A 17,327-nucleotide genomic window follows, 5' to 3' on the forward strand; every position below is an offset into this window, starting at 1 on the left:
CCCTTCAGCAGCGCCGTCCGCGGGGGGTCCTCAGGCCTGGGCGGCGCGCTCCCGGGCGCGTCGGCGCAGCTCGACGGGCGGGCCGGACATCTGCGCGAACATCTCGCTCTCGCCGGGCGTGATGCGCCGCGGGCGGTGGGCGTCCATGTCGAAGAGCACGATCGTGGACTCGGCGCGGGCGTAGGTGACCCAGCCCTCGGCGTCCCCGGTCAGCGGGTCCGGCGCGTCCGCGGCCCGGCCCCGCACCTCGTACCCGATGTCGAAGCTCGCGCCCGAGGTGCGGCTGACCCACAGGCGCACGGTGACGGGCTCGTACTGGTACTTCAGCGGCACCAGGTACTCGACCTCGTTGCGGGCGACGATCGTCCCGGTCCGCACCGGCGACTCCGACGTCGCCTCCCCGTGGGGGGTCCGGAAGGCGAGGATGCGGGCGTCCTCGAGCAGGCGCACGTACTGGACGTTGTTGACGTGTCCGTAGGCGTCCATGTCGGACCAGCGCAGCGGCACGGGGACCTCACGAGCGGGCATGCGGGCATCGTCCCAGGCGCCGGCGGCACCGCCGTCCACGGCCCGCGGAGGCGTCGACCGCTCGGGGGGACCTGCACCTCCCCACGGGGTCGTGGGCTGCTGCCGCGGGTCGGCACCGCCGCCGCGACGTCGGCGGCGGACCTCCCGCGGGGCGGCGGGGCCCGGCGCCGGTACGGTCGTGCGCCGTGGTGGACCGACGCGACGACGAGGCGGCGGGCGCGAGCTCGACCGCACCCCAGGACGACCGACCGGCCGGCATCCCGACCTGGCCCGCCGCACCCGACGGCGAGGCCTCCGAGGACAGCCCGGGACGCCGCCTGCTGGAGCGCCTCCTGGACGTCCTCGCCCTGGAGGGGCGCGGCGTCGACGAGCGCGACCAGGACGTCTTCGTCGGCCAGAGCCTGCCCCAGCCGCACGGCCGCGTCTTCGGCGGCCAGGTGGTCGCCCAGGCCGTCGTCGCGGCCACCCGCACCGTGGGTGACGGCCGCGCCGGCGAGGTCGCGCCCGGGGACCCGCCGCCGCCCGCCGGCGGTGCGCCGCGACCGGTGCACTCGATGCACGGGTACTTCCTGCGGGCCGGGGACTCCTCGCTGCCCATCACCTTCGCCGTCGAGCGGCTGCGGGACGGCCGCTCCTTCAGCGCCCGCCGGGTGCACGCGCTGCAGCACGACCGCCCGATCCTGTCGATGATCGCCTCGTTCCAGGCGCCGGCCGACGGCGTCGACCACCAGGTGGCGGCCCCCGACGTCCCCGGCCCGGAGGAGCTGCGCTCGACCGTCGACCTGCTGGGGACCCCCGACGCGCCGCCGGCGTGGCGCGTGCCCGGCTCCCTGGACGACGCCGCGCGCGCCTGGGCGAAGCGCTGGGCGAGCTCGCGGCCGATCGACCTGCGGCACGTGCCCGAGGGCGTCCTGCCCCCGGGCACCGGCCAGGCGGTCTGGCTGCGCACCACCGCGCCGCTGCCCGACGACGACGCCCTGCACCGCGCGGTGCTCGCCTTCGCCAGCGACGACTCGCTGCTCGAGCCGGTGCTGGCCCACCACGGGCTCACCTGGGCCTCGCGCGGCCTGCGCGTCGCGAGCCTGGACCACGCGCTCTGGTGGCACCGCCCCGCCCGCCTCGACGAGTGGCTGCTCTACCGGCAAGTCTCCCCCACCGCCGTGGGCGCCCGGGGCCTCGCCACCGGGCAGGTCTTCTCCCGCGACGGCGAGCTCGTGGCCTCCGTGGCCCAGGAGGGCCTCGTCCGCCCGCCCCGCCCGGGAGCCGGCGCCGGCATCGTCGGCTGAGCCCCGCGGGCTCGGCCCGCGAGACGACGACGGCCCCTCCCGCGCGCAGCGGGAGGGGCCGTCGTCGTGCCGCCGGGTGGCGTCAGTCGCGCGTGAGGCGGCGGTAGGTCACGCGGTGCGGGCGCGTGGCGTCCGGGCCCATCCGCTCGACCTTGTTCGCCTCGTAGGCGTCGAAGTTGCCCTCGAACCAGTACCAGCTCGACGGGTTCTCCGGGGTGCCCTCGTAGGCGAGGATGTGGGTGCACACCCGGTCGAGGAACCACCGGTCGTGGGAGATCACGACGGCGCAGCCGGGGAACTCCAGCAGCGCGTTCTCCAGGCTGCCGAGCGTCTCGACGTCGAGGTCGTTCGTCGGCTCGTCGAGGAGCAGCAGGTTGCCGCCCTCCTTGAGCGTCATCGCCAGGTTGAGGCGGTTGCGCTCACCACCGGAGAGCACGTCGGCGGGCTTCTGCTGGTCCGGGCCCTTGAACCCGAACGCGGAGACGTAGGCGCGCGAGGGCATCTCGACGTTGCCGACGTGGATCCAGTCGAGCCCGTCGGAGACGGTCTCCCACAGCGTCTTGCTGTGGTCGAGCCCCTGCCGGCCCTGGTCGACGTAGCTCATCTTGACCGTGTCGCCGACCTTGACCGTGCCCCCGTCGGCCTCCTCGAGACCCACGATGGTCTTGAACAGCGTCGTCTTGCCGACGCCGTTCGGGCCGATGACGCCGACGATGCCGTTGCGGGGCAGCGTGAACGACAGGCCGTCGATGAGGACCCGGTCCCCGAAGCCCTTCCGCAGGTCGGAGACCTCGATCACCTGGCTGCCCAGGCGCGGGCCCGGCGGGATCTGGATCTCCTCGAAGTCGAGCTTGCGCGTGCGGTCGGCCTCGGCCGCCATCTCCTCGTAGCGGGCCAGGCGCGCCTTGGACTTGGTCTGGCGGCCCTTGGCGTTGCTGCGCACCCACTCGAGCTCGTCCGCCAGGCGCTTGGCCATCTTGACGTCCTTCTTGCCCTGCACCTGCAGGCGGGCCTGCTTCTTCTCCAGGTAGGTGGAGTAGTTGCCCTCGTAGGGGTAGAGGCGCCCGCGGTCGACCTCGGCGATCCACTGCGCGACGTTGTCGAGGAAGTACCTGTCGTGCGTCACGGCGAGGACGGCGCCGGGGTAGGCCGCCAGGTGCTGCTCGAGCCAGGTCACGCTCTCGGCGTCGAGGTGGTTGGTGGGCTCGTCCAGCAGCAGCAGGTCGGGCTTGGACAGCAGCAGCTTGCAGAGCGCCACGCGGCGCTTCTCACCACCGGACAGGACCGTGACGTCGGCCTCGCCGGGGGGGCACCGCAGGGCGTCCATCGCCTGCTCGAGTTGGGAGTCGAGGTCCCACGCGTCGGCGGAGTCGATCTCCTCCTGCAGCGCGCCCATCTCGGTCATCAGGGCGTCGAAGTCGGCGTCCGGCTCGGCCATCTCGACGCCGATGGCGTCGAAGCGCTCCTTCTTGCGCACGATGTCGCCCAGGCCGTCCTTGACGTTGCCGAGGACGTCCTTGCCGGCGTCGAGCTGGGGCTCCTGCTCGAGGATGCCGACGCTGTAGCCCGGGGACAGGCGCGCCTCGCCGTTGGAGGGCTGGTCGAGCCCCGCCATGATCTTCAGGATCGTCGACTTGCCGGCGCCGTTGGGACCCACGACGCCGATCTTCGCGCCGGGGAAGAACGACATGCTGACGTCATCGAGGATGACCTTGTCGCCGTGCGCCTTGCGCGCCTTGGTCATGGTGTAGATGAACTCGGCCATGCCTGCAGGCTAGTGGCCGCGGCGCCGCCGTCCCGACCGAGACGACCCGGCTCGTGCGCCGGCCCCCTCACCGGCGGCGCCGGCGGGCGCCAGGGCGGCGCGCACCCGCTCGTGCTCGTCGAGCACGCGGACCACCGGCGTCAGCACGGCGTCGGCGGCGACGCCCCGCACGGCGTCGTCGAGGCGCCCCTGCGCCGCCCGCCGCGCGCGGCGGGCACCGCGCGCGGCGAGGCGGGCGGACGCCGCGGCCAGCAGCGCACCGAGCACGAGCCCGCCGACCAGGAGCGCCGTGGCCAGCGGCACGAGGCGCTCGCCGTCCGTGCGCTCGGGCCCGACGGCGGGCACCGGCAGCGGCGGCAGCTGCAGCCAGGCCGCCACCCCGAGGCCGACCAGCCACAGCAGGCCCACGAGCGCCGCAGCGGCCAGGAGGCCCTGGGCCACGCCGGCGACGGCCCACCAGCGCGGGGCGGCGCGGGGCAGCTCGACGCCCACGACGGCGCGGTCCAGCGCGTCGGCCACGTCGTGCCCGGCCGGGGCCGCGGCGTCGCGGACGGCCCGCGCCCACCGCGGCGGCAGCCCCGCCCCCGCCTCCTCGCCGACGCGACGGCCGGCGAGCTGCACGGCGGCGCGCTGGGACGGCGACGGCGCGGGCACCGAGCTGACCACCAGGTCGTCGACGCCCTCCGCGTCGTGCTCGGCGACGGCGGAGCCGCGCCGCGGCTCGAGCCCCAGGCGGCGCAGCGGCTCCCGTCGCAGCCGCCCCGTCCAGCGCAGCGGCACCCAGCCGGTGCGGCGCTCGGCGCGACGGCGGTGGTCGGCCTCCACCGCGTCGACGACGGCGGGCACGCCCGCCGCGGCGCCGAGCGCGCGGACCAGCTCGTCGGCCCCGGGCACCTCCTCGGGCGCCGGCGCCGGTCGCGGCGCCTGCGCGGTGCTGCCCGCCAGGTCCGCGCGCACGCCCTCGAGGTCGGCCTCGGTGCGGCGCAGCGCGACCGCCCGGGCGGCGACGGCGTCGGCGAGCCGCGCGCGCAGGTCCGGCAGCCCCGCCCCCGTGCGCGCCGAGACCGGGAGCACCTCGACGCCGGCCAGGCCGTCCTCGGCGAGCAGGCGGCGCAGGTCCGCCTCGGCCGCGCGGGCGTCGTCGGCGCCGAGGCGGTCCACCTGGTTCAGCGCGAGCAGGACGACGTCCTCGTGCCCGGCGAGGCGGCGCAGGTAGCGCGCGTGGAGCGCGTCGTCGGCGTACTTCTGCGGGTCGACGACCCACACGAGCAGGTCCACCAGACGCACCAGGCGGTCCACCTCGAGCCGGTGGGCCGCGGCCGTGGAGTCGTGGTCGGGAAGGTCGAGCAGCACGAGCCCGTGCAGGTCCTGCTCGTCCTGGGCGTCGAGCGCGCTCTCCCGGGCGGTGCGGTGCCGCTGGGGCACCTCGAGCCAGTCCAGCAGCTCCTCGGCGGGCTCGGCCCCCCACACGCAGGCGGTGGGGCGGGAGGTGGTGGGGCGCCGCACGCCGACCTGGGAGAGCGGGAGGCCGGTGAGGGCGTTGAACAGGCTCGACTTGCCGCTGCCGGTGGCGCCCGCGAGCGCCACGACCGTGCGGGCGCTGCCCAGGCGCAGCCGGTCCTCGGCGCGCTGGAGCACCGGCAGGGCCCGCTCGACGGCGTCCGGCTCCAGCCGCTCGCCGCCGACCTCGAGGGCTGAGCGCAGGTGGTCCACGCGGGCGACGAGCGCGACGCCGTCGACGGGATGCGCGGCTCCCTCGGGCGCGCGGCGACGGCCGGGCAGACCGGTGCGCGCGCTCACGGGGTCTCCTCGCGGGCCGCCGCCACCTCGGCGAGGTCCTGCTCGAGCCGAGCCGCGGCCCCGACGTCGACGCCGGTCGACTCGAGCACCTCCAGCAGCCGCAGCCGCGGGGCGTCGACGAGCTCGTCGACGCGGCGCAGCAGGTCGGCCCGCGCGCGCTCGGCCAGCGCCCGCACCGCGGCGTCGCCGAACACGGCCTCGAGGACCCGCTGCCCGACGGCGGCCGCGCCGACGCCCACGCCCACCTCGGCCCCGGTGGGGATGAACGCGGTGCTGGCGAAGACCACGACCATGAGGGCGACGCCGAGGGCGTTGACGCCGAAGGACAGGACGCGGGCGCGGGTGCGGCGCCCCTCTCCCTCGGCGCGCACGAGGTCGAGCACCCCGCGCTGCCAGTCGCGCACGAGCCGGGCGACGCGCTCGTCGAAGTCCGCCGGCAGGTCGAGCACCGGCCCGGCGACGGCCACGACCTGCGCGCCGGCCGGCCGCGCCGTCCACCGGTCGCGCGTGCGGTCCAGCGCGGCGGCGCAGCGCGCACGGACCAGCGCCGCGACGCCGGAGCGCACGGCCTCCCCGACGGGCTCGGGCCCGGGCGCCGGACGCCCCCGGACGACGGCCCCGAGGCGGTCGCGCACGCGCCCGACCGCCGCGTCGAAGGAGCGGAAGAACTCCCCCGTCCCCACGAACTCCTGCCAGCGCGCGAGCACCTCGCCGCGCAGGAGCGTGCCGTCCGTCAGCTCGGTCTCCAGCTCCTCGCGCCCCTGCGCGAAGGAGGTGACGACGTCGTCGCGCAGCGCTGCGACGGCGGCGGCCTGCCCGGCCGCCGCGCCCGCCACGGGGGCGAGCTCGCGCGGGAGGGCGTCCAGCGCCCCGGTGAGGGTGCGGCGGACCACGAGGGCGCGCTGGCGGGCGTCCCCGGCCAGGCCGGCGAGCCAGCGCCGCAGCGGCTCGACGGCGTCCTCGGGCAGCAGCCCGTCGTCGCCCGGGGTCGTCTCCAGCACCGAGAACAGCGGCGCGGCGCCCAGCCCGCCGTCGCGCAGCATCCCGGCGAGGTCCGCGCGGACCTCCCGCAGGACGGCGGCGTCCCCCGGACCGGCCGGCACGCGGTCGAGCACCACGGCCACGGAGGCACCGCGTCGCGAGGCGCCGGCGAGCAGCTCCCACGGCACGGCGTCCGCGTAGCGAGAGGCCGTCGTCACGAAGATCCACAGGTCGGCGGCACCGAGCAGCTGCGCGGCGAGCGCGCGGTTGGCGTCGACCACGGAGTCGACGTCGGGGGCGTCCAGCAGCGCGAGCCCGGCCGGGGCCCCGGGCGAGGACACCAGGCGCAGGGCGCTCGCGGCGGGCGAGTCCGCCGTCGCGGGGCTGGACGGCTCGTCCTCCCCCGTGCTGCGGGCGAGCGCCGGGAGCACGCGGTCGCCGGTGAACCACTCGGCGTCGTCGGGGTGGTGGGCCAGGACGGGCGCGCGCGTGGTCGGCCGCAGAGCGCTGGCGCGCGTGACGCGCTCTCGCAGCAGCGAGTTCACGAGCGTCGACTTGCCGGCGCCCGTCGACCCGCCGACGACGGCGAGCAGCGGCGCGTCGGCCTGGCGCAGCCGCGGCAGCAGGTAGTCGTCGAGCTGGTCGCGCACGGCCCCCGCGCCGCTGCGGCCGCGCTGGGAGTCGGGCAGGTCCAGCGGCAGGTGCAGCTCGGCCAGGTCGTCCCGGAGGCGCTCGAGAGCTCGCAGGAGGGTGCCGCCGTCGCCCGCGTCGCTCACGGCGCAAGAGTGCCAGTCACGGCGACCACCGGGGTGCAGGACCGGCCCCGCCACCCGGGGTGGCGCAGCCGTGCTGGCTGTCCGGGCTGGGCCGAGCCCTGACGGCGGAGCGCGGCAGCGAGCACGACGTGCCGGTGGTGCCTCAGCGCGACGACGAGTCGACGAGCCGGCGGGCCTCGTCCAGGTGCAGCGTCGACTCGACGAGCGTGGCGTCCCCGTCGCCGACGGCGTAGACGACGCGCACGAGGTCGCCCTCGACGCGGGCGACGACGGCGGGGAACGTGCCGTCCTCGTCCTCGCCGACGGCCCGCTCGGCGAGTACCTCGCAGCGCTCGACCCGCAGGGGCGGGGACTGGCGGCCCATCAGCCGGTCGAACGCGCGGGTCGTCGGGTCTGCGGCCATGGCCGGGGAGCGTAGGGCCCGGCGACGACGGCGCGGCGCCGGGCCGACCGGAGGGACGGCCGCGGCGGAGCAGCTGGGCGCCCCCGGCAGGGATCGAACCTGCGACCGTCAGATTAGAAGTCTGCTGCTCTGTCCGCTGAGCTACGGGGGCTCGGCGCGGTCGGGCCGCCGCCGGGTGCGCCCGAGGCTACCGGCGCCGACCGCCCGGTGCGGTGGGACGCCTGCGGGGTCGCGTCGCTCACCACGTGGACGGTGAGGGCCTCGGGCCCGTGGAGCTCCACGCCTCAGTCGTGACGGCTCCCGGACGCGCGTCGCTGGACGAAGCGGGTGATGAGCTGCTGCAGCCGCTCGGGGTGCAGCAGCATCGGCAGGTGCCCGCCGGGCAGGTGCTCGGTGACGGCGGGCTGCAGCCGGGCGGCGGAGCGCTGCTGCAGCACCGCGGGCAGCTCGCTGTCGTCGTCGCTGAAGACGTAGCCCCGCCGCTCCGCCCGCACCCGCCCGCGGACGGGCGTGCGGTGGTAGGCCCTGGACTCCGGCGTCAGGTCGGCCAGCAGCCGCTGGACGGCGGCCTCGTCCGCACCGGCTGCCAGGTGCCTGCGGACCGCGGCCTCCGGCGGTCGCGTCCCGGCCAGGCGCATCACCACCGGCAGGACCCACCGCTGGGGTGCCGGCAGGCAGGAGGTGGAGGACTGCCCGTCCTCGGGGAAGACGGCGCTGAGACCGAGGACGGCGCCGATGCGCTCGGGCGCCAGGGCGGACAGCTCGGTCGCCACGAGACCACCCGCCGAGTGGGCCACCACGGCCACCGGACCGTTCTCGGCCAGGTCGTCGAGGGCGCCCAGCGCTGCCCGGGCGTGGTCGCCCGGCGTGGCGTGCGGTGAGTCGGGCGGGGCGCGACGGCCGAGTCCCCACACCGGCAGCCGCAAGCGCTCAGCCGATGGCCGCCGGGTCCGCGGGGTCCATGCCGAGGCGCTTCTTCTGCAGCTGCAGCGCGATGACGCCCAAGACCGCGGAGACGACGGAGGCCACGAGCACCGCGACCTTCGCCGCCTCGCGCAGCTCGCCGGGCGGGAAGGCCAGCTCGCACACCAGGAGCGAGACGGTGAAGCCGATGCCGGCGAGGACGGCGACGCCGAAGAGGTCGCGGGGCGCCTGGTCCTCCGCCAGTCGCAGCGGCGTGAACCGCTCGAGGACGGTGACGGTCAGCAGCACGCCGATCGGCTTGCCCCCGACCAGCCCGAGCATCACGCCGACGGCCACCGGGTGGGCGAGCACGGAGCCGAGGCCCCCCGTGCCGACGACCGTGACCCCGGCCGCGAAGAAGGCGAAGACCGGCAGCGCGACGCCGGAGGAGATCGGGTTGACGACGTGGTCGACGCGCATGCCGAGCGAGGTGGTCTCACCGCTGCGCGGCTTGGCGGGCACCGCGGCGCCGAGCAGGACGCCCGCGACGGTGGCGTGGATCCCCGAGCTGTGCACGAGGACCCAGGTGAGGACGGCGAGGACCACGGCACCCGCGATGACGGCGCGGAGCGCGCCGGACGAGGACGGGCGTCGCCGGACCAGCCACGCGAAGGCGGCCAGCGGCACGAGCGCGGCGGCGAACCACCCGATGGCCAGGTCCTCGGTGTAGAAGATCGCGATCACGGTGATGGCCAGGAGGTCGTCCACGACCGCGAGCGTCAGCAGGAACGTGCGCACGCTCGCCGGGAGCCCGCGGCCGGCGACGACGAGGATCGCCACGGCGAACGCGATGTCGGTCGCCGTGGGCACGGCCCACCCCGAGAGCCCCTCGCCCGCCCCGAGCTCCAGCACGACGACGACGTAGAACAGCGCGGGCATCGCCATCCCGCCGACGGCGGCCAGCGCGGGCAGGGCCGCCCGCTTGGGGTCGCGCAGGCTGCCCACGCGGACCTCGCGCGTGATCTCCAGCCCCACGACGAAGAAGAAGATCGCGAGGACCCCGTCGCCGGCCCACTCGGCCAGCGACAGGTCGAGGTGCAGGGCCTCGGGTCCGACGACCGTCTCCGACAGCGCGGTGTACGCCTCCCGCCAGGGCGAGTTCGCCCACACCACGGCGACGACGGCGCCCAGCATGAGGAGCAGGCCGCCGGTGCGCTCGTCCTCCAGGCGGGCGCGCAGACCTCCGCTCACGCGGCCACCCCCGCCCCGACCGGGCGGGACACGGGGGCAGGTGCCGGCAGGAGCTGCTGCCGGAGCAGCCACAGGGCGCTGAGGAGCTGCTGCTCCTCGGCCTGCGCGCCGCGGTGGGCGGTGCCCCGCCGCAGGCGCTCCCGCAGGAAGGCCAGCTCGCCGGCCAGGTTCTGCAGCTCCTCCATGGCCTCCTCGGCCGGGGCGCCTCCCGTCGCCCGGGCCCAGCGCCGCGCGCGCCGGCGCTCGGGCAGCGAGGCGACCATGGCGGCCTCAGCCGGCGTGACCCAGCCGGCCCGCGCGTAGACGTCGAGCTGCTCGCGCAGGACCCGCCCCTCGCGCCGGCGGGCCAGGACGGCGACCAGCACGACACCCGCGAAGACGGGCACCTGCAGCACGAGGTAGACGAGCGGGAAGCCCAGCGGCGCGAACGTCGAGAGGTTCCAGAGGCCGTGCAGCACGACCGCGACCAGCAGCCCCGCGACGGGCAGCAGCCAGCGCGCGCGCCCGCGCCGCGACACCGCCAGCCCGATCCCCACGCCCACCACCACCGTGAACAGCGGGTGGGCGAAGGGCGAGACCACCGCGCGCAGGACGAAGGTGACGGCCAGCTGCGACGTCCCACCGGCCACGAGCGCCCCGCTGAAGTACAGGACGTTCTCGACGAAGGCGAACCCGATGCCGACCATCCCCGCGTAGACGACGCCGTCGACCACGCCGTCGAACTCGCGGCGCCGCAGGACGAGCACCGCCACGACGCCGAGCGCCTTGGCCAGCTCCTCGGTCATCGGGGCCACGACGCCGAGGGAGACCGGGCCCGGCACCCCCGACGGGTCCAGGAGCAGCGAGGCCTGGGTGTTCACGGCCAGGGCGATGGCCGTCGCGACGCCCCCGCCCCAGCCGAGCGCGAGCAGCAGCAGGCCCGGGGGCTCGGCCTCGAAGCGGTCGAGCCAGAGGAAGGCCGCCCCGACGAGCAGGACCGGCAGCAGGGCGAGCGCCAGGCCGACCAGCACCGCGGACGGCCCGTTCTCCGCGAGGATGATCGTCAGGACGCGCAGGAGCCCGGCGGTCATGACGAGGGCGAGCACGGCGGCGACGAGGACGTCCCGGGCCCGACGCAGCCCCGTCGAGGTCGCCGGACGGTCGGCTGCCGGCGCGCCGGGCGACGGGCTCGCCGCGAGGGACGAGCGAGCGGCGGTGCGGGCGCCCGGCTCACGGACGTCCGGGCCGTCGTCCCGGCCCCCCTCGGAGGCGGTGCCGCGGTCGTCCGTCGTCATGGCGCGCACGGTAGCCCGGGGCACCCGCCGCCGCCCTCGTCGTCCGCCCGGGTGGACGAGCGCCCCGGCAGCCCGCCTTCCCCGTGCCCGCGCGGGGCCCGGGACCTACAGTCCCCCGGTGGCTTCTTCGACCTCCTCGCAGCGCATCGTCTGGATCGACTGCGAGATGACCGGGCTGGACCTCGTCGCCGACGCGCTCGTCGAGGTGGCCGTGCTCGTCACGGACTCCGACCTGCAGGTCGTCGGCGAGGGCCTCGACGTCGTGATCGCGCCCCCGGCCGAGGCGCTGGAGCAGATGCGCGACGTCGTGCGCACCATGCACACCAGCTCGGGGCTGCTCGAGGAGCTCGCCGCCGGCACGACCCTCGAGGACGCCCAGCGGCAGGTGCTCGACCACGTGCGCGAGCTCGTCCCCGAGGCCGGCAAGGCCCCCCTGGCCGGCAACTCCGTCGGCACCGACCGGGGCTTCCTGGCCCGGGACATGCCGGACCTCGTCGACCACCTGCACTACCGGATCATCGACGTGTCCTCGGTCAAGGAGCTCGCGCGCCGCTGGTACCCGCGCGCCTACTTCGCCTCCCCGGAGAAGGCGGGCGGCCACCGGGCGCTGGCCGACATCCGGGAGAGCATCCAGGAGCTCCGCTACTACCGGGAGGCGGTCTTCGTGCCGGCGCCCGGCCCGGACTCCGCCGCGGCGCGGGCGGCGGCCACGCGGGTCGCAGGCACCTGACGACGGCGGGTATGCTTCTCGCGCCCGCTGGGCCCCGTGCACGTCATGACGGAGCCTCGACGGAGCGATGGTGGGTGTAGCTCAGCTGGTAGAGCACCGCGTTGTGGTCGCGGTGGCCGCGGGTTCAAGTCCCGTCACTCACCCCTCTCCCTGTCCCCCCGGCGAACGCCGGGGGGACAGGTCTCTGCGGCTCGACCGGCGACGACGCCACCCAGACGGCCCATGCCAGAACCGGACGCTCTGCCACACTCGCCCCGGGGTCGAGCTCTTCCCAGAGGGGCGACCGCACGAGGAGGCACTTCCATGACGTCCCAGAACCCGACGTCCCCCGAGGTCAGCCGCGCAGACGGCGAAGCGGCGACCACCGGGGACAGCACCAGCGGCAGCACGCACGTGCTGGGCATGCTCGGCGACCACGTCCCCCTGTCGCTGCTGATCGACCTGGCGGCACCCACGGGGCCCGACAGCGTGACCATCCACGACGACGAGGGCCTGCCCGCCGACAGCTGGTGGGACCTCGGCGACGAGCCCGCCGGCACCGACTCGGACCAGCCGGCGACCGACGGCCGCTGAGCCTCGCCGGGGCGCGGACGACGTCGCCAGCGGCCGGACCGCTCGATTTCGCGGCGGGTCGAGCCGCTGGTAACCTCGTCGCCGCACGCGCTGCTAGCTCAATTGGCAGAGCAACTGACTCTTAATCAGTGGGTTCTGGGTTCGAGTCCCAGGCGGCGCACGCTGAACGGCCCCCGACCGGGTTCTCCGGTCGGGGGCCGTCGTCGTCGCCGGCCTCCTCGGTGAGGCGACGGCCGTGCGGCACCCCTGCGCGCGGCGCCGGCAGGCGAGGCGTCTGGGTGCTCGCGCCATCTCTTCGCCGATCCAGACGCTCACCGCTCCGCCCTGCACGCCGAGGTGCTCGGCCATCTCCTGCACGCTGACGCCAGGGACGCGCAGCGCCTTCCGCATCCGCTCCGCGAGGTACTTCGCAGGGGCCACCGCCCCGCCGTCTGACCTGTCCTGCGACGAGCGTCGGTCGCCAGTCCCCGCCGAGGCGGGTCGGGCACGGCCAGGTGCTCGCCGAGCCGGCCGTCGCCGACGGCGGGCCGGCGCTGCACCCGTTCGGGTGACTCCCTCTCGAGCGAGGCCATGCGGTGGCGCGGTGGTTCGTACCGTCCACCGACTCCGGCCGGAACCGGTCGGTGCTGCTGCCCGTAGGAGGAGCTCGTGAAGAAGTCCGAGGTCGCGCGTCGAGCGCTCGCGGTGGGCGCTGTCGTCACCGCCGTGCTGGGCGCTGTCGTCGCACCGGCGTCGGCCTGGCACCGTCCCCCGGTGGTCAAGCCCAGCGGCTTGGACTTCACGTTCCACTCGAAGCGGGTCTTCGAGAACGGGCCCTTGGTCACCGAGCGGCTGCTGTCCCCGGACTGGGAGGTGTACCCCGCGGACAAGCCCCTGCTCTGCGTGTACGAGCGCCTGCACCCCGCGATGCCGGCGAGCTTCCGCGATGGCTACTGGGTGCACAACCTCCCGGACACCGGCAGCGGCGCGACGCCCTACACCACCGAGCACTTCGGGCGCGCCGGCGACACCCCCTTCTGCGGGCAGACGACGCCGGCGGACAAGTCGATGTGGGAGCAGGACCGCTACGTCGTGTGGCGTCAGGGCGTCTTCTACATCCAGGTCGGCCTCGACGTCAGGGCCGTGCCCTTCGGCAAGCCGACCGACACGCCCCTCCTCGGCGACTGGGACGGCGACTCGGTCGACGAGATCGCCGTCAAGCGCGGCAACCAGTACTTCTTCGCCACCGACAACGTGCCCGGCGGCGGGGGCGTCCGCACCAGCACCTTCGGTGAGCCGTCGGACCGGGCGGTCATCGCGGCGTCCTACTACAACCAGGGGGTCGACACCCTGGTCCTGCGGCGGGGGAACAAGTACCTCTTCACCGCCGACGCGCCCGGCACCCCCACCATGAAGGTGCGCGACGAGGTGGCCTTCGGGAAGGCTACCGACACCCCCCTGGACGTCGAGATGTGGATCGACGCGGTCCCCGAGGCCCGGCAGGTGGCCGTCGCGCGCCTCGGTCCCGACAGCTGACTCCAGCGCAGCCGGGCCGCGCCCTGGCCCAGCAGGCCGTGCTGCACGCCTCGGGCGCGCTTCGCCGGCACGGGCGGCGCCGACGGCCAGCGCGTCACGTCCGTGCTCGAGGAGTGCGCCGCAGGGCGCTCGCTGCGGAGGACGCCGAGCTCACCGACCGGTCGCGCAGTGCGGTTCGCTACGTGCAGCAGCGCCGCGGCCTGCTGCGCCGAGGGCGGCGGGCACCGTCTGCGACGAGCAGCTCCTCGGAACGGCTGCGCGGCCCGAGCTCCCGGTGACACGCTGCGACGGTCGGGGGCAGGGTGGCTCTCGGCCACGCAGGTCACTCACGGGGGAGTTCCCATGCGCACGTCGACCGTGTCCATGTCCATCGCTGCCGCACTCGGCCTGACGCTGGCGGTGGCCGCGCCGGCCAGCGCAGACCACCTCGCGGGCGTCGCGTCCTTCGACAAGCCGCAGGAGTGCTACATCGGCGAGCTCGCCTCAGGCACCGGCGAGCACGTCCATGGCCGCCTCGTGTCCTCGAAGAGGTACGCCGACGGGCAGCCGAAGAGCTTCCGGTGCCAGATCCGCGACTTCCCCGAGCTCGTCGACGCCGAGACCAACCCCTACGGCATCGGCTTCACCCTCTCCAAGCGGGGGTACCGCAGCGACGGCATCATCTGCGTCGCCGAGCAGGGCCTCGACAACATCGGCATCGGCTCGCTGCGCGTGAACGGGAACGGCAAGGGCTTCCTCGAGTGCACCTTCCAGCCGGTCGACCGGGCTTGACCGCGGCCCGGGTGCGCACCTGCTCGGCCGCGCGCTCGTGAGGGTGCTCGTCAGCTGACCCACCCCTCCGACGCACGACAGCGCCCCCGCTCGGCTCCGGCCGGACGGGGGCGCTCCGCCGTCGTCGTCGCCGGCCTCGCCGGTGAGGCGACGGACGTCGGCCAGACCTCCTGCCCCTGCGCCGAGGCCGCGGGCGACGCCGGCGACGGTCGTCTGCCCACCGACCGGATGACCCCCGGTCACAGTTGGGCCACTCCCCCGACGGAGGCCGGCGGGCGTTCCGATGATGCGGTCGCGCGCTCACCACCTCGAGCGCCCCGACCGCTCGAAGGAGACCCGCACACCATGAAGAAGCGCGCGCTCGCGACCGCCGCAGCCCTCTCGGCCCTGACCGCGTCCCTGCTCTCCCCGGCCGGCCCGGCGCAGGCGGCCAGCGGCTCCTGCTCGGTGGCCTTCGGCCCGAAGCTCGCCGTGGACGCGCCCTACGAGGAGTTCCCCGCCGCGCTGAAGGGCGACTGCGCCCAGGCGGGCGTGGACTTCGCCGCCTGGGACCTGATGCACCAGCGCGAGGGGTACACCAACAGCCTCGTCTTCGACGGCACGAGCCGCACGAGCGTGGACTTCTACTCCTTCGAGACCCTCGGCGGCTACACCGTCCGGCCGGACTTCGCCTACAGCAGCACGACGGACCTCGAGGTCCCGCAGAACTCCTTCACCGTCACGGTGAAGGCGCAGTCGAAGGCCTCGCTGTCGGCCTCTCGGTCGGGTCGGACCGTGACCCTGTCGACGGCGGCGACGTACTACAACGTCGGCGCCGACCGCTACGAGCCCTTCAAGGGCGCCCGCGTGTCCTTCCAGGTCAAGACCCCGCAGGGCTGGAAGACCATGGGCCGCGTCGACTCCGACGAGGCCGGCAAGGCCACGTACCGCCAGACCGCCGGCAAGGCCACCTGGCGCGCCGTCGTGCAGCCCACCACCCGCATCTGGGACCGCACCACCACCACCCGGGCCCTCTGACCCGGCGCCAGCGCCCCACCTGCACGACCTCCCCGGAGGCGGCAGGTGGGGCGTGCGCCGCACGCCCAGCCGTCGGCCTGCTCCCGCTGCGCCGTCGTGACCTCGAGCCCTCCCCTGGGGCGACTCGGGCACCACGCTGAGACGCACCAGCGGACCTGGTGGCGCCCCATCCGGACGGGGACGTCGCCCGGCTCCCAGGCGGTGCACCACCTCGCGGCCCTCGGCCGACACCCGTCGCACGAGGGCCGTCCTCGTGCGCCCCGAGCCACGACTCGGGTGCACCCGCCCCTCCCCGGGCCCGAGCGATGCTGCGGCCGCGCGGGAGCTCCTCCCGCGGGGCGGCGCTCGCCACCCCCGGACGACTGCGCTCGCCGCCAGGGAACACCCGACGTCCCTCCCGGGCCGAGTCGGCGCCCGCGCGCCCGCGCGCCCGCAGCGAGGACGACGTCACCGTCGTCGAGCGGTCACTGGACGCCGACCAGCGGCACCGAGCTCTCGGCCCGCTCTCCACCTCCTGGGTCGCCGGCGCGGTCTGCCAGCGCCGGGCGACGCCGCGCCTCCCCCGACCGGGTGACGGTTCCCCGGGACCCGGCGCACCCGCTGCGGGCGCACCATGCTCTGCGGGTGCCCGAGGCGGTCCCGACGTGGAGGCGGCTGGCGCCGAGCGACGCGCGCCACCTCCGCTGGCAGCTCGTGGTCGGCGCGGTCCTCGCCACCTCCACCGGCTGCGACGTGGTCGCGGGCACCGACCTCACCCGGTGGGACTGGGCCGCGGTCGCGGGCGCCGGCTTCCTCACCGCCGAGGCCGCGTGGCGCCTGGTCCTGCACCGCCGCGTCCGCCCCGAAGGGCTCGCCGCACGCGCAGCCAGCCAGCAGGCCCGACCCGACCGCCGCCGCTCCCCGCGCGAGTCCTGAGCGCCCCCTCACGACGGCACCCGCGGGCGTCGCGACCCGCTCGACCGTTCCCGTCCGGCCTTCGCGCACGACGGCGGACCCACGTGCGCTCTCTGGGTGACCAGGCGCGGAACCTGGTCTCCTGCAGACGGAGCGGCGGATGGGCCGAACGAGTGCACCGCTCGGCGAGCTCCACTGGTTCGCTCCAGTTCGTCCGGACCGAGTGTCAGTCTCGACCCGACGGCGCAGCTCGCGCCGGCGTCGTCAGCCCTCGTCCCGGGAGCCCTCCATGCGCACGTCCCGACTCGCCCTGTCCGCCGCGGCCGTCGCTGCCCTCACCCTCGGCGTCGCCGTCCCGGCGAGCGCCGACAGCCTCGCCGGCGTCACCTCGCTCACCAAGCCGGCGACGTGCTTCATCGGCGGGCTGGCCTCCGGCACCGGCGTCGAGGTGACCGGCCGGCTGAAGACGGTCCACCGCACCGACGGCCGGGTCACCGGCTACACGTGCCGCATCACGGACTTCCCGCGGCGGGTCACCCCCGAGGAGAACGAGTACGAGGTCGACTTCACCCTGCCGCGGCGCGGGATGACCCGGTCGGTCATCTGCGCGCTCGACGACGACACGTTCACCGAGGACGGCGTCCTGCGCATCGCGGGCAACGGCACCGGGTACCTGGAGTGCTCCTTCGACACGGTGTGACCGCGAGCTCCCCGAGTCCCGAGCGCTCCAGACCCCGGGCTCCAGACGCCCCGCTCCCCGCCGGCAGCCGCACGGGCTCCGAGCCGGACGGCGGCGTCACCCCGGCCCCGACCGGCGGGCGGCCACGGGCGGCATCGGCGGCCCGGGCCTCCGTCTTGAG

16 protein-coding genes and 3 tRNA genes are annotated in these 17,327 nt (G+C 75.8%); 10 read left to right on the forward strand and 9 right to left on the reverse strand.

What is annotated here, in order from left to right; all coding sequences use genetic code 11:
* Positions 1 to 30 precede the first annotated feature (30 nt).
* Positions 31 to 528 (reverse strand): thioesterase family protein, encoded by a 498-nt coding sequence (locus tag Q0848_RS04945; RefSeq protein ID WP_299035646.1) that lies wholly within the window; start codon positions 526 to 528, stop codon positions 31 to 33.
* Between the two features lie 317 nt (positions 529 to 845).
* Between Q0848_RS04945 and Q0848_RS04950 the strand changes: the two genes are divergently transcribed.
* Positions 846 to 1,814, forward strand: coding sequence for an acyl-CoA thioesterase II (locus tag Q0848_RS04950; RefSeq protein WP_366146435.1), 969 nt, complete (start codon positions 846 to 848; stop codon positions 1,812 to 1,814).
* Positions 1,815 to 1,896: 82 nt separating this feature from the next.
* Here the strand turns inward: Q0848_RS04950 and ettA are convergent, their stop codons facing one another.
* The 8 genes from ettA to Q0848_RS04990 all read right to left on the reverse strand — a co-directional run bounded on the left by ettA (position 1,897) and on the right by Q0848_RS04990 (position 10,967).
* Positions 1,897 to 3,579, reverse strand: coding sequence for an energy-dependent translational throttle protein EttA (ettA, locus tag Q0848_RS04955; RefSeq protein WP_299035651.1), 1,683 nt, complete (start codon positions 3,577 to 3,579; stop codon positions 1,897 to 1,899).
* 9 nt (positions 3,580 to 3,588) lie between these two features.
* Positions 3,589 to 5,379 carry a GTPase gene (locus tag Q0848_RS04960; RefSeq protein WP_299035654.1) on the reverse strand — a complete coding sequence of 597 codons (1,791 nt, stop codon included), beginning with the start codon at positions 5,377 to 5,379 and terminating at the stop codon, positions 3,589 to 3,591.
* Positions 5,376 to 7,136 (reverse strand): GTPase domain-containing protein, encoded by a 1,761-nt coding sequence (locus Q0848_RS04965; protein WP_299035657.1) that lies wholly within the window; start codon positions 7,134 to 7,136, stop codon positions 5,376 to 5,378. The genes Q0848_RS04960 and Q0848_RS04965 overlap by 4 nt, the downstream gene beginning before the upstream one ends.
* Before the next feature lie 142 nt (positions 7,137 to 7,278).
* Positions 7,279 to 7,539 carry a hypothetical protein gene (locus Q0848_RS04970; RefSeq protein ID WP_299035660.1) on the reverse strand — a complete coding sequence of 87 codons (261 nt, stop codon included), beginning with the start codon at positions 7,537 to 7,539 and terminating at the stop codon, positions 7,279 to 7,281.
* A 78-nt stretch (positions 7,540 to 7,617) separates the two neighbouring features.
* Positions 7,618 to 7,690: transfer RNA gene (locus Q0848_RS04975), tRNA-Arg, on the reverse strand.
* A 133-nt stretch (positions 7,691 to 7,823) separates the two neighbouring features.
* Positions 7,824 to 8,465 (reverse strand): alpha/beta fold hydrolase, encoded by a 642-nt coding sequence (locus Q0848_RS04980; RefSeq protein WP_299035663.1) that lies wholly within the window; start codon positions 8,463 to 8,465, stop codon positions 7,824 to 7,826.
* Positions 8,466 to 8,469: 4 nt separating this feature from the next.
* A complete protein-coding gene (gene nhaA / locus Q0848_RS04985) occupies positions 8,470 to 9,693 on the reverse strand; it encodes a Na+/H+ antiporter NhaA (RefSeq protein WP_299035666.1) in 1,224 nt (407 codons plus the stop codon).
* A complete protein-coding gene (locus Q0848_RS04990; protein ID WP_299035668.1) occupies positions 9,690 to 10,967 on the reverse strand; it encodes a PrsW family intramembrane metalloprotease in 1,278 nt (425 codons plus the stop codon). Before Q0848_RS04990 ends, nhaA begins: the two co-directional genes overlap by 4 nt.
* A gap of 118 nt (positions 10,968 to 11,085) precedes the next feature.
* Here Q0848_RS04990 and orn point away from each other — a divergent pair, with 118 nt between their 5' ends.
* The 9 genes from orn to Q0848_RS05035 all read left to right on the forward strand — a co-directional run bounded on the left by orn (position 11,086) and on the right by Q0848_RS05035 (position 17,167).
* A complete protein-coding gene (gene orn, locus Q0848_RS04995) occupies positions 11,086 to 11,697 on the forward strand; it encodes an oligoribonuclease (protein WP_299035670.1) in 612 nt (203 codons plus the stop codon).
* 70 nt (positions 11,698 to 11,767) lie between these two features.
* Positions 11,768 to 11,840 (forward strand) — tRNA-His (locus Q0848_RS05000).
* A gap of 160 nt (positions 11,841 to 12,000) precedes the next feature.
* Positions 12,001 to 12,270, forward strand: a complete 270-nt coding sequence (locus Q0848_RS05005) for a hypothetical protein (RefSeq protein ID WP_299035671.1) — start codon at positions 12,001 to 12,003, stop codon at positions 12,268 to 12,270.
* Positions 12,271 to 12,357: 87 nt separating this feature from the next.
* Positions 12,358 to 12,430 (forward strand) — tRNA-Lys (locus tag Q0848_RS05010).
* A gap of 488 nt (positions 12,431 to 12,918) precedes the next feature.
* Complete coding sequence (locus tag Q0848_RS05015; RefSeq protein ID WP_299035672.1) at positions 12,919 to 13,785, forward strand: hypothetical protein; 867 nt, start codon at positions 12,919 to 12,921, stop codon at positions 13,783 to 13,785.
* Between the two features lie 342 nt (positions 13,786 to 14,127).
* On the forward strand, positions 14,128 to 14,556 hold the full coding sequence (locus tag Q0848_RS05020) for a hypothetical protein (RefSeq protein ID WP_299035673.1): 429 nt from the start codon (positions 14,128 to 14,130) through the stop codon (positions 14,554 to 14,556).
* A 345-nt stretch (positions 14,557 to 14,901) separates the two neighbouring features.
* The gene (locus Q0848_RS05025) at positions 14,902 to 15,573 is read left to right on the forward strand and encodes a hypothetical protein (RefSeq protein WP_299035676.1); all 672 of its coding nucleotides are present in this window, start codon (positions 14,902 to 14,904) and stop codon (positions 15,571 to 15,573) included.
* 624 nt (positions 15,574 to 16,197) lie between these two features.
* Positions 16,198 to 16,488, forward strand: a complete 291-nt coding sequence (locus Q0848_RS05030; RefSeq protein WP_299035680.1) for a hypothetical protein — start codon at positions 16,198 to 16,200, stop codon at positions 16,486 to 16,488.
* A 268-nt stretch (positions 16,489 to 16,756) separates the two neighbouring features.
* Complete coding sequence (locus Q0848_RS05035) at positions 16,757 to 17,167, forward strand: hypothetical protein (RefSeq protein WP_299035683.1); 411 nt, start codon at positions 16,757 to 16,759, stop codon at positions 17,165 to 17,167.
* Positions 17,168 to 17,327 lie beyond the last annotated feature (160 nt).

The organism is uncultured Pseudokineococcus sp. (genome assembly GCF_947495735.1).
GTDB lineage: Bacteria > Actinomycetota > Actinomycetes > Actinomycetales > Quadrisphaeraceae > Pseudokineococcus.